The organism is Bacillus sp. 196mf (assembly GCF_003217275.1).
Classification (GTDB): Bacteria; Bacillota; Bacilli; order Bacillales; family Bacillaceae_G; genus Bacillus_A; species Bacillus_A thuringiensis_S.
In genome coordinates, this window is the sequence record NZ_QJTG01000039.1 from 1 (window position 1) to 26,699 (window position 26,699).

The following is a 26,699-nucleotide window of genomic DNA, read 5'->3' on the forward strand; positions in this document are numbered from 1 at the left end:
AAAATAAATATTTTAAAGTTTTTTATTGAAGCGAAAGCTTTAAACAAACAAATTATCGGTTACGGTGCTCCAGCTAAAGGAAACACCCTTTTGAATTATTGCGGGATAGGTAAAGAATTTCTAGCTTATACAGTAGATAAAAATCCTCACAAACAAAATCTCCTTTTACCAGGAACTCGTATTCCAATAAAATCTCCAGCAGAAATTAAACGTACAAAACCAGATTACATTCTTATACTTCCTTGGAATTTGAAAGACGAAATTATGAAAGAATGCTCTTTCATTCGTGAATGGGGCGGTAAATTTTTAGTGACGGTTCCAGAAGTTGAGGTGATCGAGCCATGAAGAAAGTTGTTGTAACAGGTGGTAGTGGCTGGATAGGTAAATATGTTGTACATTCACTTATACAAAAGGGATATGAAGTGCACGCCACGTATAATAAAAATAAATCCTCTCACCTCCCTTGCCATTGGCATAAAGTAAACTTGCTTCGCGATGACGTAGTAAAACAATTCATTTCCGACGTTCAGCCTAGCCATCTCATTCACCTTGCTTGGGAAGCAGTGCCACCAGCATGCTATGTATCTATTAATAATTACTATTGGCTAAAGTCTAGTATTTCATTGATTCAATACTTCACAACATACGGCGGAAAGCGTGTTGTCGTTGCAGGTACTGGCGCAGAATATGAATGGTTTAACGGCGTATTATTTGAAGATTCGCCGCTTCTTTCTTATAAAACCCCGTATTCATTATGTAAAAACACACTGCACTCCTGGTTAGAAACGTATGCACAACAAACAGGCCTCAGCATGTGTTGGAGCCGCATTTTTCATATGTATGGACCTTACGAACAAGGTAATCGGCTCGTTTCTAACATTATCACTTCCTTATTAAAAAATGAGGAAGCACTATGTACACATGGAAAACAATCGAGAGATTTCCTCCATGTGAGTGACGTCGCTGACGCTCTCGTAACAATATTAGAACATGGCGTTACAGGCACCATCAATATCGCTTCAGGTCAATCTGTACAAATTAAAGAACTAGCTTCTATCATCGCTAAAAAAATAGGAAAAGAACATTTAATTAAACTAGACGCGATTCCTTTCTCTAAGGATGAACCTTTATTTGTCGGCGTTAGTGTAGAACGTTTAAAAACTGAAGTAAACTGGAAACCAACATACGATTTAAATACAGGAATAGAAGAAACAATTTTATGGTGGAAATCATTTATACAAAAACATAACGATATGCATCACTAAAACGTAAATCCTTTGTTCCTCTCGCTAATTCCTTATACCATTCTTCTAATCTTTCCGGCGTAATAATATGGTGCGTCCCCATTCCCCCATGCTTACTAGCTTCAGAAAGAGTCGGACCAATTTGTAACTTTCTCTTTCTCATCACATCGTTCCACGGACTAAATCCAAACCATAATATACAAGCAAGGGGCGGATAAATCATAGATTCATGCGCGGATAGATGTCTTCCAACCGTATAACTTCCATGTTCATGATTATGAATAGATCTACCTCTTCTCCATGACGGCCAATCTTCTGGTAAATAACCATGAAATCGCTGTTTCATTAAAGGTATTCCAAAGTTAAGGTCCGGATAGTTGTAGTTAGGATCATCAACCATAATAAGCCCGTCCAGCCAATACATCCTCCCTCCCAATTCATTTAGTGATTTCCAAAACTGATTTTTATCTTGCATGCAAAGAAACTTAGTCGTATTTAAAACCATTTTCCATCCTTGTACTTCTTGTTCTATCCTCATCACTTCATGATCTGTCGCATATGCATCAAACTTTGGATTTACAGAATCTCGCACTTCCCAATGCGGTGCGAATTTTTTACAAATCTCAACGGAACGATCTGTTGAACCTTTATTAATTAAAATACCATGATCAAACAGTTTCGTGTGATGCATAAGCCACCATGGTAGTAAATACTCTTCGTTATAAAAATGAGAAATAACGGTTCTAGTTATTACAATCTCCTCCTCTTTCTCTATTAATCTACTTTTTACTCTACAACCAATATACTCACAAACAAAAAATATGTGTCCTAATTATTAAACAAATAGTATTACTAATATTTTTGTAAGTTTTCCTTTGGTGTCCAGCCCTTCTCATCATCTGTTCCTTCTCACCAAACCCATCCTTTCCAGTTATACTTCTCTTCGTGATAAAACATCCAGTTTTCCCAGTCTTCTGGACCAACGTAACTCTCTATCATTTTCACTACACCCCTCTCTTCTAAGCGAATTGGATTAGGATAATTGCTAACATGTGATTTTATAACGATATATTTCATAAGAACCTCCAATAAACTGAAAATTAAGTTATAATATCATTATAAAATTATGAAGGAGGAATGCACTCATGTACTACAACACTTCATTCGAAAACGATCAACCTGTAGGCCGTCTATAAACTAAGACGGGCATTCATTTAGCACATACACTATGCCTCGTCTTAGGGAGCTCATATTACCCTAAAAATAGACGGAGGTATTTCAAATGAAACAAACAATTTTAGGAGCTATATACTTATCACTAGCAGCAAGTATATGGGGCGGTATGTATGTTGTTAGCAAATACGTACTCGATTTTATCCCACCACTAACACTCGTTTGGCTACGCTTTATTATCGCTTTTGTTGTTTTATATGGCATTTTGAAACTGGCTGAGAAAAAGCAAAAAAAAAAAGTAACCATTCGCAAAAAAGATTGGCTCCTATTTGCTTGGATTGGATTTATCGGCTATTTCATTTCGATCACATGCCAATTTATCGGAACAAAATTATCCGACGCTCATACAGGCTCGTTAGTTACATCAGCTACACCTGCATTTATGGTTATATTTGCAGCGCTCATTTTGAAAGAAAAACTAACTGCTCGTAGACTTTTATCTACTATAATAGCGACAATCGGTGTCATTATCGTAATCGGATGGGATATTGAAATCGGCTCCTATTTTATCGGAACAATCATTTTAGTTGGAGCCGCTATTACGTGGGCTTTACTATCTATTTATGTAAAAATCGCTTCAATCCAATTTTCATCCTTAGTTATTACAACGTACGCAATTTTCTTTTCACTCTTTTTTATTACACCTTTTATGATATGGGAGCTACAAGCGGCCTCTATCGGAACAGTAAATACGTACGTAATATTAGGCATATTATACTTAGGAATCGTCTCAACAGCAGGTGCCTTTTTCCTTTGGAATAAAGGATTAGAATTACTGGATGCAAGCATCGGCTCCTTATTTTTCTTCTTCCAACCTATCGTTGGATCGTTACTTGGTTGGTTGCTCTTAAATGAAACATTAAATAGTAACTTTTTTATTGGTGGTATTCTTATTATATGTAGCGTTTTAATTACTACTTTTGAAAAGAAATAAAAAGCAGGCAGAGATTCTTAGTCTCTGCCTGTTCGCATTATTGGATCTTGGTCGTGAAAACCAATACAAATCGGTATATATCATAATACTTCGCTTCTATTTGCTCTACTGCTAACGAAAAGACATCCTCTTGCATCTCTTCTAAATACTGAAATATCTCCACACTAAATACTCCTCACTCTTTACGCACTCCAATGCGATGGACGAGACAATAATTTCGGTAATTTCGTATGTTTGTCCCCTCTAGCAGCATTAACTTGAACTTGCGTCAGAAAAATACTATTAGTAAAATCAGCCCCGCGAATATCTGCATCTCGCAAATCTGCTCCGATGAGATCTGCCCCTCTTAAATCTGCACCATTTAAGTTAGCCGCAATTAAGTAAGCTCCTCTTAAATTTGCACCTTGTAAATTTTTCTTTTTCAGATTCGCTCCCATAAGGTCTGCTCCGCGGTGAATGATTCGTTTCTTACGCGCAGTATTCATTTCCTTCCATACTAATTCGCTCGTTTCTAAAAGAAGAATGTTCACCTCTGCCCTATGCATTGGAACATTTATTTTCATTAACTCATCTGGATTTAAATTCGAAAGTCGCTCTGTCTCCTCAATTGCGTTCTCCAGCTCTTTATGAATTGGCTGTGTTGCCTTTAAAAGAATCGCCTCATTCAAATACCAAAGCATTTCATGAAGTTGATGCATAACTGGAAAAGCATCGTACATTTTTCTTGCATGCTTTGCATCTTTCCGCCAACCAATCCCTTTAAACGTACCCTGAGAAATCTTCTGTCCAGCACCGAAACACTCAAATACTGTACAACCTTTATAACCTTTTCCTCTAAGATTTTTATGTATACTACATTTAAAATCTGATTGTAAGTTGGAACATGGTTTACCACCATCTTTATTCACTGCAAAATCTACCGATGCTGCGAACGGTAATGCAACGCAACATAGACCGAAGCATTTTTCGCAGTTTGCTTTTAAATGATCGTTATGATTAGTCAAAATCTATACCCCCTGTTGTCTTTTGACTATTTCATAATATTCCAACTGTAATAAATAATCAATTTTAAAATAAACCAGCATCTTTCGTTTCAATTCATAACTTTATCATTCGATTTCCTTTCAATTGAAAAGGACTATTTCTATTTAATGAATTATAATTAAATTATAAATTTTCTAACTAAAAAGGAGACTTATTATGGCACTAGAAATGAAAACAAACTGTCAAATTTGCGATCAATCGCTCGAACAAGATTCTGAAGCATACATTTGTGTATATGAATGTACATTTTGCGCACCATGTACAGAAGAAAGACATAACGTTTGTCCAAACTGCGGCGGCGAATTAGTACGTAGACCGAAAAAGAAATAATAAAAAGCAAAGCGATATCGCTTTGCTTTTGTTTAGGCATCTAAAATTATATATTTAAAAACTTCACACAAACAGGCTCTGGCACAACAACATCAGATTGTAAAAGTGTTAACTTACCTGTAGATTCATCTCTTGAAAATAACACAAGATTATGTGACTTTTCATTTGTAGCAACAAGGAACTTTTCAGTAGGATCTAATACAAAGTCTCTTGGCCAATTTCCTTCTGTAGATGTGTGTTCAACAAATGTAAGCTGACCTGAATTTTGATCTACGCTATAAACAGCGATACTATTATGACCACGATTACCTGCATATACAAAACGGCCGTCAGAAGAAATATGAATCGCACTTCCTTGATTATTTTCATCAAATTGTTCTGGAACAGTAGAAATATACTGTAATTCTGTAAAGGATCCTTCTGCAGGATTATATGTTAACACAATAACCTCTGAACTAAGCTCCGTCATCACATACGCATACTTTCCATTCGGATGAAAAGTAATATGTCTTGGACCACTTCCTGGATTTACAGATAAACGATTCACTTCTATTAATGTACTATCTTTTACTTCATACGTAATTATTTTATCTATCCCTAAATCAACGCCCACTACATATTTTTCATCAGGAGTGTACCCCGCGTAATGTGCATGTGGTTTTTCTTGTCTTTCTTTATTCGGACCTGAACCTTCATGCGCCATAATAGATGAAGCAGGATTTACAGTTCCATCTTCTTCATTTATTTCAAAAGACTCAATCGTTCCTTTATGGTAATTCGCTGTAACTACTGTATGATTTCCACTATCAACACTAATATGACAAGGAGAAGCACCTTCTACTACTTGTCTATTTCTCGCTTTTAGTTCTCCAGTATGACTATCAATGGAATACGCAGCTACACCGCCAGATTCGCCTTCCTTAACAACAGAATAGAGATATTCATTATTTTGGTTAATCGTTACATATGTAGGGTTATCCAGCTTAGCGGCAAGTGTTACATTACTAATTTTTTTTGCTTCTGTGTCTAAAGTAAACTTATATATTCCTTCGCTATTTTCTTTCGTGTAAGTTCCAACATATCCAATAAACTCTTTGTTATCCTTCATTTTCATAACCCTCTCTCCCTATATTTTACGTTCATCATGCTTCTTAAAATATTTTATGTTGAAAGAGTATCCAAAAAAATCGGAGTACTTCTTTATACGTTACCATATTTTCTTGGTAAATAGCTTTTAAACCCACTTTTTTTGATACGCTGCTATACTTTCATATTCTTCTTCCAATTGACGGGACAGACGAATATAGATTGGCGTTAAATCTTTATATTTTTCCACACTTTCCATGTTTGGCTCATGATGAAAATCTGCACCTACCATTTCAGAAACTACGGATAATGTATCTATTTCACCTAAACTATATAAACCGAGGATTGCAGCTCCTAAGCAAGAGCTTTCAAAACTTTCCGGAACATATACGTCTTGATGGAAGATATCCGCCATCATCTGTCTCCAAAGTTCCGACCTTGCAAAGCCGCCTGTCGCTTGAATTTTTTTCGGTTCGCCAATTAACTCTTTTAAAGCGAGAAGAACGGTATACAAGTTATAAATTACTCCTTCTAAAACAGCACGGATAAGATGTTCTTTCTTATGATGCAATCCGAGTCCAAAGAAAGATCCTCGTGCATTTGCATTCCATAAAGGAGCTCTTTCCCCTGCTAAATACGGGTGAAATAATAAACCGTCAGATCCAGGATTCACTTTTGCCGCTATTTCAGTAAGTACTTCATATGGATCTTTCCCTAAACGCTTCGCAAGTTCAATCTCTGAAGTGCCTAATTGGTCACGAGCCCATCTGAAAATCATACCGCCGTTATTTACTGGTCCACCGATTACCCAATGGTCTTCAGTTAACGCATAACAAAAAATTCTACCTTTCGGATCTGTTACAGGACGATCTGTTACAGCACGTATCGCACCGCTTGTACCAATGGTAACAGCCACAACGCCAGGATCTATTGCATTTACACCTAAATTAGATAGTACTCCATCACTCGCTCCTACTACAAAAGGCGTAGAAACAAGTACATTCATCTCTTTGGCAAGCTCTTCATCTAATCCTGTTAAACTGTGCGTTGTTGGAACAAGTTTAGAAAGCTTTTCATCTGTAATTCCCGCAACATGTAAAGCCTCTTCATCCCATTTTAAAGATTTCAAATTAAACATCCCTGTCGCTGACGCTATAGAATAATCAATTACATACTCTTTATATAACTTGTAAAAAACATATTCTTTAATAGAAATGAATTTATAACTTTTTGCGAATAACTCTGCCTTCTCATTCTGTAGCCAAACTAATTTCGAAAGCGGTGACATAGGATGAATTGGTGTGCCAGTACGAAGGTAAATTTCATGACCATTCATATCATTCTTTATTTTCTCCGCCCAGCTTGCACTTCTATTATCTGCCCAAGTAATACATCCCGTTAATGGATTCCCCTTTTCATCTACAGCAATGAGACTATGCATTGCCGAACTAAAAGAGACACAAAGAATATCACTTGGCTGTACACTACTTGATCGTATAGTTTCTTTAATCGTATTTATTACTGCACGAAAAATTTCTTCTGGGTCTTGTTCCGCTGTTTCAGGCGTAGGAGAATATAAAGGATATTCAATTCCATGACTAGCAATAACAGATCCATCAGTAGAAAATAGAACTGATTTTGTACTAGTTGTCCCAATGTCTACACCAATCATATATTTTGAGCTCACCATTTCTTCCTCCTAACAAAAAATCCCTATAGTATCCTAATAATATAAGAACCATAAAAATACATTTATTTTATCTATTCATAACGTTATGTGCTAAAGTTATCTCTCTACATTCATATAAAAATATCCTTATTTTAAACAAACATATCGAGTAGTAAAACTCCTCCAAAAGCGATAAATGAAAGTAACGTTTCTAATACCGTCCATGTTTTAAATGTTTCTTTCACTGTTAACCCTAGGTATTCTTTTACCATCCAAAAACCAGCATCGTTTACGTGTGAAAACATTAATGCTCCTGCACCTGTTGCAATAACGAGTAACTCTAAGTTCACACCTGTTGTATTTTCAACGATTGGCGAAACGATACCCGCTGCTGTTGTTAAGGCGACTGTCGCTGACCCTGTCGCAATTCGAATTAAACCAGCTACTATAAATGCTAATACAATTGGAGATAGAGCTAAATGTTCAGACATTTGAGCAATAGCATTCCCTACCCCACTATCGATAAGAATTTGCTTAAAACCCCCGCCGGCACCAATAATCGCAACAATTGAACCGATTGGTAATAAGCTATCTTCTGTTATCTTCTTAATAGCTTTTTTATCGATACCTTGACGAAATCCAAGAAAATAGAACGCCGCAAAACATGCAATCAATAGTGCAATGATAGGACTACCGATTAATGTGATAATCTTCATCAAAGTATTAGAAAGAGGCACATAAGGAGCTGCTGCAGCTAAAACCATTAACATAACAGGTAACAATATAACTAAAAATGAAACTCCTATTCCTGGTAATTTCGTTGATTTTGTATTTACACGAATCAATTCTGGCTCATTTTCAGGAATTACACGTTTGTGAATCCATTTCGCAAATATAGGACCTGCAATAATCGCTGCAAAAAATGTAATAATGAGTGAATACATTAGTACATTCCCAAGATTCGCTTTATAAATACCAATTGCAACTATGGCCCCTGGATGCGGAGGAACAAGACCGTGCACGACAGATAGCCCAGCAATTGCTGGTAATGCTATTAATAAAATATTTTGTTTCGTTGTTTTATGAATTGAAATTACTAACGGCAGTAATATTAAAATGCCTACTTCAAAAAACACCGGGATTCCAATAATAAAACCTGCAATTAACATAGCCCATGGTAAGTTTTTTATCCCAAAGGATTTAATAAAGAACTCTGCCACTTGCATTCCAGCACCTGACTCTGCCATCATTTTCCCTAAAATTGTACCTAATACTAAAATACCTACTAAATGCCCTAGAACACTTCCCACTCCTGTTTCATAAGCACTCACTATTTTATCCATTGGCATTCCAGACATAATTGCTAAAAACAAACTTGCAACCGTTAAACTAATAAACGCATGCCATCTCCACCACGACACCCCTAAAATAACAATTACGATTGATAATAATGTAATCATTAAAAGGTACATATTCATACTCAATCCCCCTTTATGTAAACCCTTTCATAATTACTATATAATTAAAAGAACCTATATAGTTCTTACTTGAGTAAAAGATACCTTTACATATTGCTATACACTTAAAAGCATCTTCACATCATAATGATTTATATAAAAAGAATCTCCCTTATTAGAGATACACTATAACTCATCTCTCTAATAAGGGGATTTCTCTTTAATAATTATAATGTTATTGTGATAAATGCTTCGCGCGATCAATTTTTCCTTTTTTAAAAGTGAATGACACTTTCTTCTCTGCTGTTTTCACGTAGTAAGACTACAAACTCAGGATCCAGTTTAAACGATGAAGTTACTTAGGATTTGTCCTCTCATGAAAAGCAATTTTCGGAAAGCACCTTCACTTTCATGCATTATAATTTAGGAGCTTTCGCCCAATCCGCAGCAAACTTCTCAATACCTTGGTCTGTTAATGGGTGCATAGCAAGTTGTTCAATTACTTTATAAGGAATTGTTGCAATATGAGCACCTGCCATCGCTACACGAGTTACATGATCTGGATGTCTGACAGAAGCCGCAATAATTTGTGTATCTAATTGATGAACATCGAATAATTCAGCAATTTTAGCAACTAATAATACACCATCTTCAGAAATATCATCTAAGCGTCCTAAAAATGGAGAAACGTACGTTGCACCCGCTCGAGCAGCTAAAAGTGCTTGGTTCACAGTGAAAATAAGTGTAACGTTCGTTTTCACACCTTTTTCAGTAAGATAGCGACAAGCTTCTAATCCTGCTAGCGTCATTGGAAGTTTTATCGTGACGTTTTTATCGCCACCGTTAATTTTAATTAATTCTTCTGCTTGAGCAATCATTTCTTCAGCTGTAACAGCATCTGGAGTTACTTCTGCCGAAACAGACTCAACTTTAGGTACTGCCTGACAAATTTCTGCGATACGGTCTTCAAACTTAACGCCCTCTTTTGCTACTAAAGAAGGATTCGTTGTAACACCAGCTAAAACTCCAAGTTTATATGCTTTTTTTATGTCCTCAAGATTTGCAGTATCAATAAAAAATTTCATGATCAATTCCCTCCAGTTTTTAAACGTTGATGAGTTACATGTTTAATATGCTTATCCCGTAAAAGCCCGATTGGTATGGAATAAAGCCCCTATTTATTAAAGTTTCACTTTATTTCTTTTCTACTGCATGTCCGCCAAATTCATTGCGCAGAGCTGCTACAACTTTTCCTGTAAATGTATCATTGTCTAATGAGCGGTAGCGCATTAATAGAGACATTGCGATAACAGGAGTTGCTGTTTGAAGGTCTAATGCTGTTTCTACTGTCCATTTTCCTTCACCAGAAGAATGCATAACACCCTTAATTTCATCCAGTTTTGCATCTTTAGAAAATGCATTTTCTGTTAATTCCATTAACCAAGAACGAATTACTGAACCGTTGTTCCATACTCTTGATACTTTTTCATAATCGTAGTCAAATTCACTTTTCTCTAGAATCTCAAATCCTTCACCAATAGCAGCCATCATACCGTATTCAATTCCGTTATGAACCATTTTTAAGAAGTGACCACTACCAGCTTTTCCAGCATATAAGAATCCATTTTCTACAGCAGTATCGCGGAAGATAGGTTCAACGATGTCCCAAGCTTCTTGATCTCCTCCGATCATGTAACAAGCACCATTACGAGCGCCTTCCATTCCGCCAGAAGTTCCTGCATCCATAAAGTGAATGCCATCTTTCTTTAATTGCTCATATCGGCGGATAGACTCTTTATAATGTGAATTACCAGCTTCAATTAAAATATCTCCTTTTGATAAAAGTGGTGTAACCTCATCAATAACAGAATCAACAACAGCGTGTGGTACCATTACCCAAAGAATTCTTGGTGATTGTAATGACTGAACAAGTTCACTTAAACTAGATGTACCCGTTGCCCCGTACTCTTTCATTTCTTCTACTGCGCTCGTATTTAAATCAAATGCTACTACTTCATGTTTATGATCCATTAAATTTTTCCCTAAATTTAATCCCATTTTACCTAACCCAATTAATCCTACTTGCATAATATAATTCCTCCTCAAATCATCTTTTATTAAAAATCCATATCACTACAATCTGGAATACCTTTCAGCACTGAAATGTTAGTATGTACAGAAAGGTATTCACAGTCATAGCTTAAGAATTCAACACATTTTTTGTAATTTGAACAACATTTTCTGTCGTAAATCCAAATAGATTCATGACTTCAGCTCCAGTTCCTGAAGCTCCAAATGTTTCAATTGATAGTACTTTTCCTTCTTGTCCTACATAACGTTCCCAACCTAGAGATACACCCATCTCAAGAGATACTCGTTTCGTTACAGAAGACGGAAGAACGGATTCTTTATATTCGTTCGATTGGCGATCGAATAACTCCCAGCTCGGCATTGCAACGATGCGAACAGAAACTTGTTCTTCTTCTAATTTTGCTTTCGCACTAGCAGCTAAGGATACTTCAGAACCTGTCGCAATTAAAATTACATCCGGATTTTCATTTGTTTGTGTTAATACGTAAGCTCCTTTAGAGAGATTCTCTATGTTCGCTTTCGTTTCATTAAACACCGGTAAATTTTGACGGCTCAGTACTAAAACGACTGGACCATCCGTTTGCTGTAAAGCATACGCCCAAGCACTTGCTGTTTCATTTGCATCTGACGGACGGATAACTGTTAGACCAGGAATTGCTCGAAGCGCTGCCAATTGTTCAATTGGTTCATGCGTTGGACCATCTTCTCCTACAGCAATCGAATCATGTGTAAATACGTAAGTAACAGGTAAATTTTGCAGTGCAGCCAGTCGAATCGATGGACGAAGGTAATCATTAAATACAAAGAATGTACTTACGAAAGGTTTTACTCCTCCATGGAGAGCCAGTCCATTCGCTGCCGCGCCCATTGCATGTTCACGTACACCGAAGTATATATTTCGTCCAGCATACGATTCTACCGCGTACACAGCTTCACCTTTTATATCTGTCATAGTGGAATGAGAAAGATCTGCACTTCCACCGAAAATAGAAGGAATCGATTTCACATAATGATTAATAGCTTCCCCACTTGCAACACGAGTGGAAATCGTTTTTTCAATATCAAAGGATAGAATGTCTTTCGCTTCAATTAAAACATCACCTGTAATCGCTTTTTCTAATTCATCTGCTAGTGCAGGGTTCGACTCTCTGTATGAGTTGAACTGCTCATTCCAGTCATTTTCTTTTTCAATACCTTTTTGTTTCAGTTCATTAAAATGAGCTTTTACTTCTTCAGGTACAAAGAAATCTTCCTCATAATCCCAACCATACACTTGTTTTGTCGCTGTTGCCTCTTCTACGCCAAGCGGATTACCATGTGCTTTGTTCGTTCCAGCAACTTTTGGACTTCCATAACCTATAATAGTTCTAATTTCTATAAGAGTAGGTTGATCCGTATTTTCTTTCGCTGATTGAATAGCTTTTGTAATAGCATCGACATCGTTTCCATCTTCAACTCTTACATATTGCCAATGTACAGATTCTGCCCTTTTCTGAATATCTTCAGAGAAAGCAATGCCTAATTCACCATCAAGTGAAATTTCATTTGAATCATACAGTACAATTAACTTGCCAAGTTTCATATGTCCTGCCATTGACATCGCTTCATAAGCGACACCCTCCATTAAGTCACCATCTCCGACTAAAGCGTACGTATTGTGATTTATAATAGAGTGACTATCCTTATTGAACTTCGCCGCTAAATGCGCTTCTGCCATTGCCATTCCGACAGCATTGGCAATCCCTTGTCCTAACGGGCCTGTCGTCGCTTCGACTCCAGAAGTATGACCAAACTCAGGATGTCCTGGTGTTTTACTATTTAACTTTCTGAAGTTTTTCAAGTCATCAATTGAAACATCATATCCAGCTAAATGAAGCAGGCTATATAACAGACTAGATCCATGTCCCGCCGATAAAACGAAACGATCACGGTTAAACCATTCTGGGTGATTAGGATTGTAATTTAAATGATTCGCCCATAATGCATAAGCCATTGGTGCTGCTCCCATCGGAAGACCCGGATGACCTGAGTTTGCCGCATTAATAGCATCAATCGATAACGTACGAAGTGTATTCACTGCTAATTGATTTATGTTTTGTGTCATAGTAATCGTCTCCCTAAATGCTTTCATGAAAGAAAGTACTTATTTTTCCGTCTCTTGATCTAACCACCATTTAAATCCACTTTCTTGCAACAGTTCATTAGACGCTTCTGGACCATATGAACCAGACTCATATTCATGAAGCGGTAATAAGTTTTCCTCGAACGCTTCAAGAATTGGTTGTACCCATTCCCATGACAATTCAACTTCTCTCCAATGTGCAAAGAATGTAGCGTCTCCACTCACAGCATCATGAATGAGTCTCTCATACGCTTCAGGTACTCCCACATCCGCCTGGTCACAAGTAAAGTTAATACGCATCGGTTCAATTTCTCCATTTTTCAATGGATTTTTACTATTTAACTGTAATGAAACGTTCTCACCTGGGCTAATTTCAATTATTAATAAGTTAGGTTCTGCATTTGGATTATTATCTTGATATTGCTGTTTTAACGTATTTTTAAATTCGATTACAATACGAGTAGACTTTTCTTTCATTCGTTTTCCTGTTCGTATATAAAATGGAACGCCAGTCCAAAACGGATTATCGATCCACAAGCGAGCAGCAACAAATGTGTCTATGTTAGAAGAAGGATTTACTCCTGGTTCCTCTTTATATGCTACAACTTGCCCGCCTTTTATCTCTCCTGAAGCGTATTGACCGCGAACGATATGGTTTTGAACGTCTTCTTTTTTCACTTTACGAAGCGTCTCCATTACTTTTCGTTTTTCCTCTCGAATTTCACACGCATTAACCTTTTCCGGCAGATTCATAGCAGTCATCATTAATATTTGTAACATATGATTTTGAACCATATCTCGAATGGCTCCTGCCTGGTCATAATATCCTGCCCTTTCTTCAACCCCAACTGTTTCACTAGCTGTGATTTGTACATTCGCTATATGTTCTTTATTCCAAATCGACTGGAGAACAGGATTTGCAAATTCTAGCGCTTCAAGGTTTTGAATCATCGGTTTACCTAAATAATGATCAATACGGTATATCTCGTCTTCTTCAAACGTGCGACTAAGCTTATCATTCAGCTCACGAGCAGATGTAAGGTCGTGCCCGAATGGTTTCTCAATCATCAGACGTTTCCATCCATCCGTTTTATCAAGTCCGCTTTCCTTAATATTTAAAGCAATCGTCTCGAAAAATTCAGGAGCAACGGAAAGATAAAACATTCTATTACCTTTTATATGTAGTTCTTCTTCCCTTTCACGAACGACTTGTAATAATCTCTCATAGTCTTCCGGCTTACTCACATCTAATGGACAATAGCGAAAATTATCTAAAAAACCTTCCAGTTCCGGAGTACCTTCTTCCCTCTGACGAGAAAACGTCTCTATTGATTCTTTTATTCTTTCTTGAAAATCTTCATGAGATACTTGACGTCTTCCAAGCCCGATAACAGATATTTGCTTTGGAAGCTTTTGATCTCTATATAAGTTATATAGCGCGGGGTAAATTTTGCGTTTCGCTAAGTCCCCTGTCGCTCCAAATAAAACAAAGGTCATTGATTCCAAGTTCAGTCCCCCTCTTGTTGTATAATCCTCGTCAATATACTAAAAATGAATTGTACAGAAGCTCATACTCTTATACTTCCTGTTTTTATAAAAAACAAAGAGTTATCTAATTCCAATTCTTTTTATACCTTTCGCTCTCTCATTGTCCCCAATATTAATAGTGGCAATTCAAAGCATTTCTACTGCAACTTACTTATTTATAGAACTTAACGAAATATTTTATATCTAATTACTTTTAGTAATTAAGTAATCCTATGTCTAGTATATTAACCACATAAATTATTATCGTCAATAAAAATGTCTTGAATTAAATACTATTTATTTTGTAATACTTTTCTAAGTGTATTCCTGGTTACCATTCATTTTCAAAGATAATGATTGATATAATAAATATCAGTTTCATCAAAATCTTCAATTAATTTCCGGTTAAACTCGCGAGCAGACGTTACATTATAATCAAAAGGCTTCTCTATAATAAGACGGTTTAATCCTTTTGTAGTCCACAATCCACTCTCTTTAATATTTAAAGCAATCACATCAAATACTTCTGGTACAACAGATAGATAAAACATACGGTTTTCAGAAATATTTAATTCTGTTTCACGCTTTTTTACAAGGCTCAGTAAATCTTGATAGCCCACTATATTCGCTGTATCTAATTGACAATAACGAAATGTGCTAATAAATTCTTCTACTCCTGATTCGTCATCAGAAGATATTCTAGAAAATGTAGCAAGGGATTGTTCCACCTTTGTTTGAAATTCCACATCTGACATTGCCCTTCTGCCAATACCGATAATCGAAATAGATTTTGGTATATTTTGATTACTAAATAGTTTATATAAAGCAGGGTAAATTTTGCGTTTCGCTAAATCCCCTGTCGCTCCGAATAAAGTGAAACTTTAATCAGTGGAGGTTTTGTTCATCCCCACTGATTATTAGCCTTCACCAATCGGGCTTTTACGAGCAGCCCAACTCCCACCTAACTTCTTTGCTTTCGCTGAATTTTGAGGCGGGGGTCTTACTGCCCGGCAAATAGCGGGATAAACATAATGAATAAATCATGCTGCAAAAATAACATCTACCCTTTCTTCATAAAGCTTTACAATTGCTTTCGCAAGTACGTTACATTATTTCACGTACTTTCCCCTTCTCTATATAAAATTCTCACTAACAAAATTCAAAATATTATACTTATTTTCCGTACTTTGCTATGCTATAACCACAAACAGGAGGTATAAACTATGAAAGCACAAATTATCCATTCTTTTGGGGATTCATCTGTATTTCAATTAGAAGAAGTTTCAAAACCAAAACTTTTACCAGGTCATGTTCTAATCGATGTAAAAGCAACAAGTGTAAATCCAATCGATACAAAAATGCGTAGTGGTGCCGTTTCAGCCGTCGCTCCTGAGTTTCCAGCTATATTACACGGCGATGTAGCTGGTATTGTTATTGAAGTAGGAGAAGGTGTTTCGAAATTCAAATCAGGGGATAAAGTATACGGATGTGCCGGAGGTTTTAAAGAAACTGGAGGTGCACTTGCAGAATTTATGCTTGCTGATGCACGATTAATTGCTCACAAACCTAACAATTTAACAATGGAAGAAGCTGCTGCTCTACCATTAGTTGCAATTACAGCTTGGGAATCTTTATTTGATCGTGCAAATATTAAACCTGGTCAAAATGTTCTCATTCATGGAGCTACTGGTGGCGTAGGACACGTAGCCATTCAACTAGCTAAATGGGCAGGCGCTAAAGTTTTCACAACAGCTTCTCAGCAAAACAAAATGGAAATAGCCCATCGTTTAGGAGCCGATATAGCTATTAATTATAAAGAAGAATCTGTTCAAGAATATGTACAAAAACATACGAATGGAAACGGATTTGAAGTTATATTTGATACAGTAGGCGGCAAGAATCTTGATCATTCTTTTGAAGCTGCTGCGGTCAATGGAACTGTCGTAACTATTGCAGCTCGTTCAACCCATGACCTCTCTCCTTTACACGCAAAAGGACTCTCTCTGCACGTTACTTTTATGGCGTTAAAAATATTACATACAGATAAGCGTAATGATTGCGGAGAAATCTTAACGAAAATAACGCAAATTGTAGAAGAAGGAAAACTTCGTCCATTGCTAGATTCTAAATCTTTTACGTTTGATGAAGTTGCACAAGCACATGATCATTTGGAGTCGAATAAAGCAATAGGAAAAATAGTGTTGAAAAACGTTTGGTAACAATAACCCGATAATATAAATAATGATTCATGCTGTTAGCTTAATGCGTAGATTAATTGTACAAATGTCAAACAAGGCAATCAAAAATGATCGCCTTGTTCTTTTTTTATATAATAGTATTTTTCCGATTTCATCAATAGCATGGCCCTTTCCCGAAAAAGAGCGAATAACTCTACTATAGCTAGACCGTATTATTACATTCGAATATTACTTATGAAATTTCACACGCTCTTCAAGTGGTTGGAATTCTTTTTCACCTGGTGCAGCTGTTGGATTACCAAATGGCATTTGTGCAATTAGTTTCCAATTAGCAGGGACATTCCATTCTTGTTTTACCTCATCGTCAATTAATGGATTATAATGTTGTAATGATGCCCCTAATCCCTCTGCTTCTAAACCTGTCCACACGACTAATTGGTGCATACCTGATGCTTGGTGTGACCAAATTGGGAAGTTTTCAGCATATGCAGCAAACTTTTCTTGAAGCGATTTAACGATAGCCTCATCTTCAAAGAATAATACTGTTCCATAACCAGCTTTAAAAGAATCCATTTTTTGTTGCGTTCCTGAAAAGTCTCCATCTCCAACTACTTTTCTTAATGTTTCAGTGGTAATATCCCATAATTTATCATGAGCTTCACCAAATAATACAACTAATCGTGCAGTTTGAGAATTGAAAGCGGATGGAGTATATTTCACAGCAAACTCCACGATTTCTTTAATTTTTTCATCCGATACTTGTACCTCTTTATTAATCCCATAGTAAGTACGTCTTTCTTTCAGTGCAGTATAGAAATCTTTTGTCATAATTCCGTTCCTCCTAAGTTTTAATATTCTTCAAAATGATACATCTCGAAGATAGTATACGTTTAAATGAGTTCATTTTTGAATCATTGAACTTCCTAGCACCCATTGCCAGTCATTCTAAATCTAAACACACTGCTTCCTTCAGTTTTCCTAAAAAAAGCCTTATAACATCATTCATAAAATCTAATCATCATTCGGTACTATTTTACCCATTCTCTATTCATGTATCCTGCTTGTTTCATATTTACACAAATATGAAATGTAGCTACTTTAATCACCAAATTTCACATTAATTTAGAGCATCTTCAATTACAGCAATTTCGCTCACTCGAACAAAACGATGCAATTTAAAGAACATTGCAAAATTAAGTACTACCTGTAAAAGAACCCTCTTAGCCGACTATAAGAAAAAATAATAAAAAGCCAAAAACGAACAATAATATGTTCATTCTTGGCTTTTACTTAACCATCACATTTATTTTTACTATTGCTTCAAATGATTTTTAACTGCCCTTATTACCAATTCGTGATCTTCTTCTGGTGGTAATCCTGAAACTGTTATCATTCCAATAACCCCTACGTTTTTTATTCTGATAGGAAAACATCCACCAAACGCAGCGTATTCTGAAGTATCTAAAAGATATTTTTCATTATAGGAGACCCCAGTTATTTCACTTTGTATCTGCATATAATACGAGCTACGATCATGCAGGGAAACGACTCGTTTTTTACGCTCAATCCATTTCGTATTTTCCTCATTTGTTCCTGTCATCTTGAAATGAAATAATTGCACACCATTTTTCGTTATATCAACAGCAATCAATTTCCCCTCTCGCTTTGCTGTTTCAACGATAAATAAACCTAGTTGCAAGGCATCTTCATTTGTAAAAGAGGAAAATTGAAGTGTTTCCTCCTCTTTTAAAATTTGTTTACTTATTTCATTCAAATTTGAAGTACTCATATCTTTAACCTCCATAATTATTTTATGCCACACCGACATTTTTTCGAAATTATTAGGCCATATAGTACAACCTTTCAATCAATCTGATTCTAAATAAACTACTGTAACATCTTTGGTAACTAGTAGTACCGTAAAGCTTGTTTTCTTCTTACTGGTGCTATTATGAATGACATTCAAAGTTATAAAAAGTACTATTCTACTTATCCCTATCTTACAGAGACTATTATGAAATATATTTAACATCTTAAAAATGTATGTACTAAAGAATAATATTTTTAATCACTAACTTTTTTGATCAATCGCTATAATCCAATTTCATCAAAATTTTTATCAATTATTACACTATCCAACAATAGGAGGAAACAAAGATGGATGAAAATATATCCAAAAGCTGAAAAGCAGTTGAGTCCCTTGAGAGAATAATTATAATTCACTACATATAGAAATAGACATACAAAAACGCCATCCTTTCCTATAATTCTAAAGAAAGAATAGCGTATTCTTTTCAAAAATGAGTTCTTTTATTGAAAAACTTTGATTCTATATTATACATAAAAGGGCAACCAATGCTAAAACAGCTGGAAGTCCTTGTTTCACAATAATTGATTTATTAGATGTGAAACCTCCGAAAATAGCTGCTATCACCACACAAATCACGAAAAATAATTGGACCATATAACCAATTGGATTGAGCCCAAGTACAAGTCCCCAAATGAGACCAGCCGCTAAAAATCCATTATATAAACCTTGGTTTGCAAACATAATGGCTACGTTTCGATCTCCTTCTAAATACTTCGGTAATTTGAAAGCACGTTTCGCTACTTTTGAATCAATAAAAAACATTTCAAGGATCATGATAAACAAATGTTCTAATGCTACGATCCCGACTAAAATAGCTGCGATTATTTCCACACTATTCTGCCCCCTACACTCTCTATTCTTTAATATTCTCTACATTTTTTTGCATCTGTAATAGAACATGAATAAGTATTTTGCGTTCTTCTCCACTGATATTTACGAACATTTCCTTCATAAAATATTCCTTTTCTTTCTTGTTAAAATATTAATTGATGTATCAATTATTGATACATCAATTAATATACATCTCTCTTTTTATTTTTGCAAGTTTTTTGCTCAATTGGTTTTATTTTGTTCCAGCAACTTTAAACCAATTCAAAACATCAGTTCGTATTTCTAGAAATCATAATTACTTTAAGTTCATTCTGACAATCATATTTAACTACATATATAAAAGAATTGAGTTATATCTCCATCAATTTATAAAAATTAATTTTTTCTAAAAACAGATACTTTACGTTTTTTATAGTAATAAAAATCATTTTTTGTTTCAGAGGCAATCCATTTTGTTAGCTTGATGGGCATAGGATAGCACCCAGATGACGAACCAATTATCTTTCAAGAAGACGGCTAGAAAACTGGATTTGGTACAGGAGTTGTCTACTTCCCCGATTCAGATGGTACTAATTTAGAGCTTATTGCTCCAAAAGGTCCATTTAGACGTGAATAGTTAAAATATATTAATACTGAAAAACCACCTTTATGAGAGGTGGTTTTTTGTTGCTAATGGTGAAGATTAATATTGAGGTCTGATTGAGACCTATTCCTATTCCTTTTCCACATCTTTCATCATACCATCGAAAGAATAGTCTTATAGCTATTTCAAATATTTCGGCAGTACTATATCGCTAGCAAGCTAAAATTTCATGGTACTCAAAAAAAATCTGCTGAATCATAACCAAAAAGTTCATTTTATCATTTCAGGGTAATTCGAAATTCTTAAGTTGTCGGGCACGGGGTACAGCTGAAAAACAGTGTATATTCATTAACTTCAAACTAATTTTGATGTAACAAAATTTGTATTTATACCTTTTTAACGAATTCAGATTTTAATTTCATAGCTCCAAAACCATCAATTTTACAATCAATATCATGATCTCCATCAACTAATCGGATACTCTTTACTTTTGTACCAATTTTTACAACTGATGAAGTTCCTTTTACTTTAAGATCTTTAATTACTGTTACAGAATCACCATCGTTTAAAATATTTCCATTTGCATCTTTAATTACCTTTGTATCTTCACTATTTTCAGCTTCTAATTCTAAAGTCCACTCATGAGCACATTCTGGACAAACAAAAAGATTCCCATCTTCGTAAGTGTATTCTGAATTACATTTTGGACAATTTGGTAAATTAGGCATATTTTTATTTCCTCCACTCGTTTTCGTTTATTCTATTAAATAAATATTATTTTTAATTTCCGTTTTTCGTTTAAATGTAGGGAAAATATTCTCTTCTTGCTGTTTGATACTTATTTGTTGAATGTATAAAAAAAACTACTTGTTCACACCTTGTAAAAAATCTTCTCCACATTCTCCAAAGCAAACTTTCTTCTTCTCTACTTTTTTAATAAAATGATTAAAAAAGTGGATTAACTCAAACAAACTTTGTATGTGAAGTGAAATTTTTAAAAATCTAATGCATTTTCTTTATTCTTTATTGTATTGATTTCCTGAGATTGCTGAGAAAGCCCTGTACATTCATGAAAAGCAAAATGCTTACACCCTATACATTTTTTTGTATTCAGATGTCCTAAAGCACAATTAATTGCTTCTCCGGTATGATTAAAAAAGTTTTCTTCCCCAATCTCAGCGTACAATCCATTCTTATCTAGATTGGCTTTTAGCTCTGATTGAATTCCAGAAATAAGAAGTACGCCACCTTGTTTTTTGAAGTGCTGAACAATATTCCTAAAGTAAGACTCTCCTGTGGTATCAATAAAAGGAACTTTTCCCATACGTAAAATTAAAACATTAGGTTTATAATGAATAGTCGCTAAAATATTTTGTTCAAATGTTTGAGCAGCCCCAAAAAATAATGGCCCTTCTATTGTATAAATGCTAATTTGTGGGCAATCATGAGCTTTATTTACCACATGTGGTAGCAATTTTTCATTTCTTTTTGTATGATCAGGAAGCACTTTTGATATGACAAGCATATTACTCATACGTTTTGTAAACAAAATAATAGCTAATATAAGACCAATCTCTACAGCTGTTGTTAAACTAGTAAATACAGTAAGTAAAAATGTTACCAATAATACAAGAGAATCTCCCGTCTTCATTTTAAGTATGTGATAAAAATGTTTCTGCTCGCTCATATTCCAAGCTACCACCATTAAAATCGGGGCCATACTAGCAAGTGGAATATGTGAAGCATATGGCGCTAACAGTAGAAGTGTAAATAACACAAATCCTCCGTGAATAACACCCGCCATCGGAGATACAGCTCCACTCTTAATATTAGTTGCTGTACGTGCAATCGCTCCAGTTGCCGGAATTCCGCCAAATAACGGGGTAACAATATTGGCAATCCCCTGACCGATAAGCTCTTTGTTACTGTTGTGTTTACTATTTGTCATACCATCTGCCACGACAGCGGATAAAAGTGATTCAATTCCACCGAGCATCGCAATAACAAATGCAGGACCAATTAACTGCTTTATACGTTCTAATGTGATTTCTGGTATATCAAACTGAGGAAGTGTATTTGGAATCGTACCATATGCTGTACCAATAGTAGGTACATAACCTGAGAAAAATACAGTTGCAATTACAGTTGAAATAACAACACCTACTAATGAACCAGGCACTTTTGGTAAAATCTTTGGTGTTATGAGTATAACAAAAAAGCAAATCAAAGCAGTTATAACACTATAAAAATTGGTAGTACTGATATGAGTGAAGAGTTCCTTCAAATTCGCTAGAAATTCCTCATGCTTTTTTATACCTGTTAAACCTAAAAAACTAGCAATTTGTCCCGTAAAAATAATAACAGCAATACCTGAAGTAAAACCAATTGTTACAGGACGTGGAATAAACTTAATTAAAGAGCCTAGCTTGAAGATTCCCATAAGACATAAAATAATTCCAGCTAACAAACCCGCGAGTAGTAAATTTTCGTATCCATAGGTAATTACAACTCCTAAAAGAATCGGAACAAAAGCACCTGTAGGTCCTCCAATTTGATACTTCGAACCACCAAACAGTGAAATGAGTATTCCAGCAATACAGGTTGTATAAATCCCATACTCTGGCTTAACACCAGAGGCAATAGCAAAAGACATAGCAAGTGGAATCGCAACAACTCCAACAATCATTCCTGAAAGAAGATCCTTTTGAAAATGTGCTAATGAATATCCTTCAAACCTTCCTGTAAATAACTTTCTCATTACAAACCCTTCTTTTCTATTTTTAATAGATCTGGATTACAAATGTATTTCTCGGTCCCTTATACAGAAAATTGTCCTTTTCACAAAAAGAAAAACCACCCTAATATTTACTATATGTTTTACTTAAATGACACTCCAATTCACCTATATCTCCACCTTGTTGTACATAGGATTTCAATCTTTCTGCTAGACGTTCTCCGGCTCGACTATCTAGCTTCTTCGTATCAATAAACGATCTAATCCTTACCTTATCTGGAGTAATATCTCTACGAAACATTTGTCCTGGAATTTCACTCCAAAAACGATTCCATTCATCCAGTAATCCTATTTGATCAAATAAAAAACCTTGAATTCCACATAACCAAGCTGTACAAGCAGTATTTCTTTTTCGACATCCAACTCCATCTTGTAAATGTTGGCATGAAAAACAACAAGAATTTCCACTTTTTATACAAACTTCACAAACGTAATGAGCTCCTAATGAGCGAAATGTTTCAATCCCATGTTGGATGATATCTTCTTTCTTAACCTCAATACTCAACCTATCCCTCCTTAGCCATCATTTCACTTTCTGCTCCATCTAGCTCTTCTAACATTGAAATCGTATCGATTAAATGGTTGTTAAAAATCTTCCGTGCAACCACCAATAAATCCACAATAATAGGGTCTCGTAAAGAATATAAAACTCTTTTTCCATCTTTTCTACCAACAACAATGTTTTTTGAACGTAGTACACTTAATTGCTGAGAAACAGCTGAACCTTCCTTATTTAGAATATCTTGAATTTCGTTTACGCTTTTTTCACCTTCTGACAATAATTCTAAGATACCTATTCGCAAAGGGTGTGCTAAGGCTTTAAAGAAATCTGCTTTAAATTGTTGCATTTCGTTTCCCATTGAAATCCCTCCGTTAATTTTCCTCAATTTTCAAAAGTACCATATACATCTTCAAATGTTTGAATATGTATATGGTACTTTTAAAACCTCGAATTTTCAATACAAATTTTACAATATTAAATAAGCATCAAATAGAGATACTATTCAAATTCAGGTTCAAAATTTATTATCCAAAATAAAAGCGCCTAACATATTAGGGATATATAATACGTTAGGCGCTTGATATTTAAAATTTCTCGATTTAGGTCTTGATAATATTGGATGAGTATATAACCAAAACGCTAGATGACTAATATGAATAAACTTATTTGTAAAATTAATTCATTAGAATATTTTAAGAGCAAGTTTTGAAAAAAACTATTCAAAACTTGCTCCTTCTTTTCTCAGATCCAACTATTTTGATACTAAAACCAACAGTAGTGAATTAGAATAATGACCTAATACTTGCTAAAACTGTAAGTACACCTACAATAATAACAAATACGTTGCTCATTTTCCCTTTGTATTTAGCTAGTACTGGCACTTTTTGAATCGCATACATCGGTAATAGACATAAGATAGCAGCAACTAAAGGACCGCTTAGAGAATCAATAAGTCCAAGAATACTTGGATTTGTATAAGCAACAAACCAGCATGATAATACAACGAAAGTAAGGATTACTGTCTTAATTGTTTTTTCTTCAATATCTTTTCCACGTGATTTACCGAACTTAATAATCATGTCACGCATTACTTCAAATGCTCCGATATAATGGCCAAGGAAAGACTTTGTAATAGCCACAAAAGCAATAATTGGAGCTGCAATAGTGATTACAGGCGAATTAAGCTCATTAGCAAGATATGAAAGAATTGATAAGTTTTGTTCTTTTGCCATTTTTATATCATCTGGAGTCAAGCTCAATGCACTACTCCAAACGAAGAACATAACAACAGCGAATGTCATGATATAACAAACCTTTTGTATTTGCGCACATTTAGCATCAGTGGCTTCGATTCCATACGTAGCTCTCTGTTTCACAACAAATGATGAAATCATAGGTGAATGATTAAATGAGAATACGATGATTGGTAGAATCATCAATATCGTTCCAAAATAGCCTGTTCCTGTTGAAGCAGTTGAAACAGCTGAAAAACTAAGCATTGACGTATTCCACTGTGGAATTAAAGATATTGCGATAAAAAGTAAAGAAACTATGAAAGGATACACTAACATACTCATTACCTTTACAGTAATATCTTGACCAAAATTTAGTATAGCGATAAGACCAAGAACTAATACAAGTGATAAAATAGCCCTTGGAGGTTCTGGCATGTGCAATTGATGCACGATAAAACTACTTGCAGTATTTGTAAGCGCAACCGAATACATTAGTACGATTGTATAAATTGAACCGAAATATACGATGTTAAAAATGATACTCGCTTTATTTCCGAAATACTCTCTAATTGTACCTGTGATCCCCTCATCAGCAGAATTAGAAGCGTATATCATTTTAGCAAGCGCCCTATGTGAGTAATACATAACTGGATATGCAAGTAATGTAATTAGTAGTAAAGATAATAAACCACCTGAACCTGCATTAATCGGTAAAAAGAGCACCCCTGCTCCAATTGCAGTTCCAAATAGACTGAGTGCCCATGTAGTATCCTGCTTATGCCACTTTTTCGGATCTGCATATTGCTCATTTTTTCGTGCGGTATTTTCAGCTTGAACTTCTATTTTCTTTGCAGTATTCCCGTTCATATAATAACTCCCCCTTGTATCTATTCCTACATCTCTCTTTACGCCTAACAAATATTCCCTTTTCGGAAAATGAATTCCTTACAAGTTGCCCCACTTTGTATGTCCTTCATCATAATGAATCCAAATTGAAACATTCGCTAGTTAGCGTCCTAATATAATTGTTAGCGTTCACAAAAAAGTTTACTCGTAATATCCGCTCTTTATATAAAGACCTCTTAAGAGAACAATATAGAATAGACTTCATAAATACGTTGCAACATTTCTAATAACAGTGTATTACTTTAATGGTTTCTCTTTTTTACTTTTAACAGTAATTTTAGCTAAACCGGCCTCTCTTCATTTGCGAGGCATTTCTTTCTCAATTCTATACATTACCTTCATAACTTCGGTAGCACTGATGATATTGCTTACACAAGCCACTGAAGCACATTACATACATTTCGCCTCTAATCACACACCTTTCTTACTAGTAATCGCATTTTTTATATTTTCTCCAGAGATAATAAAATTTCTCTCGACGCCCTCATTATAACGTGTATATTTATAAAATTAATATTTTTATATTTTCAGAAATATTAAAGTGGAATAATTTTATATGGATAATATTTTACAGTTAGCATGTAGCCATTGTTTTTATCGCTTAAAGCTGAATTAGTTAGTAAAAAAATACAATAATACATTGTTTTTCTAGGTTACTCATTATAAAGATACTTATATCCCCTTTATCAAAAAATTTCATTTTAAAGATAAAAGATATTCTATATAAGTTGAATTAAAAGGTTACAGCTACTATTTGTCGAAATATATACGTAACACTTATCGACAAATGGAGCGGAGCCAAATGACAAATGCACATCAAAACGAAAAAGAGAACCTACTTGTAGCAATGAAAACGACTAAAAATAAACGCATGTATGAACGTTATCAAACGATCTATTTCTATGTACAAGGCTATTCTATAAAAGAAATTATGAACATGATCGGTCGTTCTGAAAAAACGATTTATAATTATGTGAATGCTTATAAAGAAAAAGGATTAGATGGCTTAATCATGGGACAATCAACAGGAGCACCACGTAAAT

25 protein-coding genes and 2 pseudogenes are annotated in these 26,699 nt (G+C 35.1%); 7 read left to right on the forward strand and 20 right to left on the reverse strand.

From position 1 onward, the window contains the following. Window positions 1-345: methyltransferase C-terminal domain-containing protein (locus ATL10_RS27905; protein WP_346763355.1), on the forward strand; the 345-nt coding region annotated here is incomplete at its 5' end. Then, window positions 342-1,265, forward strand: a complete 924-nt coding sequence (locus ATL10_RS27910; RefSeq protein WP_000758373.1) for an NAD-dependent epimerase/dehydratase family protein — start codon at window positions 342-344, stop codon at window positions 1,263-1,265. The genes ATL10_RS27905 and ATL10_RS27910, both read left to right, overlap by 4 nt. On the opposite strand, the gene ATL10_RS27915 is transcribed toward ATL10_RS27910, so the two are convergent. After that, window positions 1,234-2,046, reverse strand: coding sequence for a glycosyltransferase family 2 protein (locus tag ATL10_RS27915; RefSeq protein ID WP_110497943.1), 813 nt, complete (start codon window positions 2,044-2,046; stop codon window positions 1,234-1,236). The two genes, ATL10_RS27910 and ATL10_RS27915, sit on opposite strands and share 32 nt — an antisense overlap. Before the next feature lie 107 nt (window positions 2,047-2,153). Continuing rightward, the gene (locus tag ATL10_RS31435) at window positions 2,154-2,321 is read right to left on the reverse strand and encodes an SH3 domain-containing protein (RefSeq protein ID WP_000875292.1); all 168 of its coding nucleotides are present in this window, start codon (window positions 2,319-2,321) and stop codon (window positions 2,154-2,156) included. A gap of 205 nt (window positions 2,322-2,526) precedes the next feature. Here ATL10_RS31435 and ATL10_RS27920 point away from each other — a divergent pair, with 205 nt between their 5' ends. Further along, the gene (locus ATL10_RS27920; RefSeq protein WP_000814761.1) at window positions 2,527-3,411 is read left to right on the forward strand and encodes a DMT family transporter; all 885 of its coding nucleotides are present in this window, start codon (window positions 2,527-2,529) and stop codon (window positions 3,409-3,411) included. A gap of 37 nt (window positions 3,412-3,448) precedes the next feature. Here ATL10_RS27920 and ATL10_RS32035 read toward each other — a convergent pair whose 3' ends face one another. Both ATL10_RS32035 and ATL10_RS27925 read right to left on the reverse strand, forming a co-directional pair. Continuing rightward, window positions 3,449-3,574, reverse strand: a complete 126-nt coding sequence (locus ATL10_RS32035) for a hypothetical protein (RefSeq protein ID WP_254904540.1) — start codon at window positions 3,572-3,574, stop codon at window positions 3,449-3,451. A gap of 19 nt (window positions 3,575-3,593) precedes the next feature. Next, a complete protein-coding gene (locus tag ATL10_RS27925) occupies window positions 3,594-4,415 on the reverse strand; it encodes a pentapeptide repeat-containing protein (protein ID WP_110497945.1) in 822 nt (273 codons plus the stop codon). Between the two features lie 196 nt (window positions 4,416-4,611). Here ATL10_RS27925 and ATL10_RS27930 point away from each other — a divergent pair, with 196 nt between their 5' ends. Continuing rightward, window positions 4,612-4,785 (forward strand): DUF1272 domain-containing protein, encoded by a 174-nt coding sequence (locus ATL10_RS27930; RefSeq protein ID WP_001162788.1) that lies wholly within the window; start codon window positions 4,612-4,614, stop codon window positions 4,783-4,785. Window positions 4,786-4,831: 46 nt separating this feature from the next. Here the strand turns inward: ATL10_RS27930 and ATL10_RS27935 are convergent, their stop codons facing one another. The 8 genes and pseudogenes from ATL10_RS27935 to ATL10_RS27970 all read right to left on the reverse strand — a co-directional run. Then, window positions 4,832-5,899, reverse strand: coding sequence for a lactonase family protein (locus ATL10_RS27935; protein WP_000782225.1), 1,068 nt, complete (start codon window positions 5,897-5,899; stop codon window positions 4,832-4,834). A gap of 120 nt (window positions 5,900-6,019) precedes the next feature. Further along, window positions 6,020-7,561, reverse strand: coding sequence for a gluconokinase (gene gntK, locus ATL10_RS27940; protein ID WP_000254948.1), 1,542 nt, complete (start codon window positions 7,559-7,561; stop codon window positions 6,020-6,022). Window positions 7,562-7,692: 131 nt separating this feature from the next. Continuing rightward, window positions 7,693-9,018: a gluconate permease GntP gene (gene gntP, locus ATL10_RS27945; protein WP_001057636.1), complete on the reverse strand. Its 1,326-nt coding sequence runs from the start codon at window positions 9,016-9,018 to the stop codon at window positions 7,693-7,695. Between the two features lie 395 nt (window positions 9,019-9,413). Continuing rightward, on the reverse strand, window positions 9,414-10,082 hold the full coding sequence (gene fsa / locus ATL10_RS27950) for a fructose-6-phosphate aldolase (protein WP_000667692.1): 669 nt from the start codon (window positions 10,080-10,082) through the stop codon (window positions 9,414-9,416). A 109-nt stretch (window positions 10,083-10,191) separates the two neighbouring features. After that, a complete protein-coding gene (gene gnd / locus ATL10_RS27955; RefSeq protein WP_001195925.1) occupies window positions 10,192-11,085 on the reverse strand; it encodes a phosphogluconate dehydrogenase (NAD(+)-dependent, decarboxylating) in 894 nt (297 codons plus the stop codon). Window positions 11,086-11,197: 112 nt separating this feature from the next. Further along, the gene (gene tkt / locus ATL10_RS27960) at window positions 11,198-13,192 is read right to left on the reverse strand and encodes a transketolase (RefSeq protein ID WP_000193055.1); all 1,995 of its coding nucleotides are present in this window, start codon (window positions 13,190-13,192) and stop codon (window positions 11,198-11,200) included. A gap of 39 nt (window positions 13,193-13,231) precedes the next feature. Beyond that, the gene (zwf, locus tag ATL10_RS27965) at window positions 13,232-14,716 is read right to left on the reverse strand and encodes a glucose-6-phosphate dehydrogenase (protein WP_016512522.1); all 1,485 of its coding nucleotides are present in this window, start codon (window positions 14,714-14,716) and stop codon (window positions 13,232-13,234) included. Window positions 14,717-15,081: 365 nt separating this feature from the next. Beyond that, a pseudogene (locus tag ATL10_RS27970) lies at window positions 15,082-15,597 on the reverse strand (glucose-6-phosphate dehydrogenase); the annotation flags it as partial. 363 nt (window positions 15,598-15,960) lie between these two features. Here ATL10_RS27970 and ATL10_RS27975 point away from each other — a divergent pair. Then, a complete protein-coding gene (locus ATL10_RS27975; protein ID WP_048568355.1) occupies window positions 15,961-16,956 on the forward strand; it encodes a zinc-dependent alcohol dehydrogenase family protein in 996 nt (331 codons plus the stop codon). 207 nt (window positions 16,957-17,163) lie between these two features. On the opposite strand, the gene ATL10_RS27980 is transcribed toward ATL10_RS27975, so the two are convergent. From ATL10_RS27980 to ATL10_RS27990, 3 genes are all read right to left on the reverse strand, one after another. Beyond that, on the reverse strand, window positions 17,164-17,763 hold the full coding sequence (locus ATL10_RS27980) for a nitroreductase family protein (RefSeq protein ID WP_000158938.1): 600 nt from the start codon (window positions 17,761-17,763) through the stop codon (window positions 17,164-17,166). 484 nt (window positions 17,764-18,247) lie between these two features. Continuing rightward, window positions 18,248-18,763 carry a heme-degrading domain-containing protein gene (locus tag ATL10_RS27985; protein WP_100910103.1) on the reverse strand — a complete coding sequence of 172 codons (516 nt, stop codon included), beginning with the start codon at window positions 18,761-18,763 and terminating at the stop codon, window positions 18,248-18,250. A 501-nt stretch (window positions 18,764-19,264) separates the two neighbouring features. After that, a complete protein-coding gene (locus ATL10_RS27990) occupies window positions 19,265-19,636 on the reverse strand; it encodes a DUF1304 domain-containing protein (protein ID WP_110497947.1) in 372 nt (123 codons plus the stop codon). A gap of 481 nt (window positions 19,637-20,117) precedes the next feature. On the opposite strand from ATL10_RS27990, the pseudogene ATL10_RS28000 reads away from it, so the two are divergent. Then, window positions 20,118-20,252 (forward strand): annotated as a pseudogene (locus ATL10_RS28000) (VOC family protein); the annotation flags it as partial. A 353-nt stretch (window positions 20,253-20,605) separates the two neighbouring features. Here ATL10_RS28000 and ATL10_RS28005 read toward each other — a convergent pair. The 5 genes from ATL10_RS28005 to ATL10_RS28025 form a co-directional block, all read right to left on the reverse strand. Then, window positions 20,606-20,947, reverse strand: a complete 342-nt coding sequence (locus ATL10_RS28005; RefSeq protein WP_001133198.1) for a zinc ribbon domain-containing protein YjdM — start codon at window positions 20,945-20,947, stop codon at window positions 20,606-20,608. Window positions 20,948-21,213: 266 nt separating this feature from the next. Beyond that, entirely contained in the window at window positions 21,214-22,977 is a 1,764-nt protein-coding gene (locus ATL10_RS28010; protein ID WP_070756814.1) for a SulP family inorganic anion transporter, read from the reverse strand. A gap of 100 nt (window positions 22,978-23,077) precedes the next feature. Beyond that, complete coding sequence (locus ATL10_RS28015) at window positions 23,078-23,518, reverse strand: hypothetical protein (protein ID WP_000021461.1); 441 nt, start codon at window positions 23,516-23,518, stop codon at window positions 23,078-23,080. Window position 23,519: 1 nt separating this feature from the next. Next, a complete protein-coding gene (locus ATL10_RS28020; protein WP_000526189.1) occupies window positions 23,520-23,873 on the reverse strand; it encodes an ArsR/SmtB family transcription factor in 354 nt (117 codons plus the stop codon). Window positions 23,874-24,297: 424 nt separating this feature from the next. Beyond that, window positions 24,298-25,617, reverse strand: coding sequence for an aromatic amino acid transport family protein (locus ATL10_RS28025; RefSeq protein ID WP_098251457.1), 1,320 nt, complete (start codon window positions 25,615-25,617; stop codon window positions 24,298-24,300). Between the two features lie 841 nt (window positions 25,618-26,458). Between ATL10_RS28025 and ATL10_RS28030 the strand changes: the two genes are divergently transcribed. After that, a partial coding sequence (locus ATL10_RS28030; protein WP_181419325.1) for a terminase gpP N-terminus-related DNA-binding protein occupies window positions 26,459-26,699 on the forward strand: 241 nt, incomplete at its 3' end.

Excerpts from the sequence above, each read along its gene's own strand:
- ATL10_RS27910 (WP_000758373.1), top strand. The coding sequence starts at position 342 with ATGAAGAAAGTTGTTGTAACAGGTGGTAGTGGCTGGATAGGTAAATAT.
- gntK (WP_000254948.1), bottom strand. The coding sequence starts at position 7,561 with ATGGTGAGCTCAAAATATATGATTGGTGTAGACATTGGGACAACTAGT.
- ATL10_RS27985 (WP_100910103.1), bottom strand. The coding sequence starts at position 18,763 with ATGTCGGTGTGGCATAAAATAATTATGGAGGTTAAAGATATGAGTACT.
- ATL10_RS28020 (WP_000526189.1), bottom strand. The coding sequence starts at position 23,873 with ATGGGAAACGAAATGCAACAATTTAAAGCAGATTTCTTTAAAGCCTTA.
- ATL10_RS28025 (WP_098251457.1), bottom strand. The coding sequence starts at position 25,617 with ATGAACGGGAATACTGCAAAGAAAATAGAAGTTCAAGCTGAAAATACC.
- ATL10_RS27980 (WP_000158938.1), bottom strand. The coding sequence starts at position 17,763 with ATGACAAAAGATTTCTATACTGCACTGAAAGAAAGACGTACTTACTAT.
- ATL10_RS28005 (WP_001133198.1), bottom strand. The coding sequence starts at position 20,947 with ATGCCTAATTTACCAAATTGTCCAAAATGTAATTCAGAATACACTTAC.
- tkt (WP_000193055.1), bottom strand. The coding sequence starts at position 13,192 with ATGACACAAAACATAAATCAATTAGCAGTGAATACACTTCGTACGTTA.
- fsa (WP_000667692.1), bottom strand. The coding sequence starts at position 10,082 with ATGAAATTTTTTATTGATACTGCAAATCTTGAGGACATAAAAAAAGCA.
- gnd (WP_001195925.1), bottom strand. The coding sequence starts at position 11,085 with ATGCAAGTAGGATTAATTGGGTTAGGTAAAATGGGATTAAATTTAGGG.
- gntP (WP_001057636.1), bottom strand. The coding sequence starts at position 9,018 with ATGAATATGTACCTTTTAATGATTACATTATTATCAATCGTAATTGTT.
- ATL10_RS27920 (WP_000814761.1), top strand. The coding sequence starts at position 2,527 with ATGAAACAAACAATTTTAGGAGCTATATACTTATCACTAGCAGCAAGT.
- ATL10_RS28010 (WP_070756814.1), bottom strand. The coding sequence starts at position 22,977 with ATGAGAAAGTTATTTACAGGAAGGTTTGAAGGATATTCATTAGCACAT.
- ATL10_RS27975 (WP_048568355.1), top strand. The coding sequence starts at position 15,961 with ATGAAAGCACAAATTATCCATTCTTTTGGGGATTCATCTGTATTTCAA.
- ATL10_RS27930 (WP_001162788.1), top strand. The coding sequence starts at position 4,612 with ATGGCACTAGAAATGAAAACAAACTGTCAAATTTGCGATCAATCGCTC.
- ATL10_RS31435 (WP_000875292.1), bottom strand. The coding sequence starts at position 2,321 with ATGAAATATATCGTTATAAAATCACATGTTAGCAATTATCCTAATCCA.
- ATL10_RS27935 (WP_000782225.1), bottom strand. The coding sequence starts at position 5,899 with ATGAAAATGAAGGATAACAAAGAGTTTATTGGATATGTTGGAACTTAC.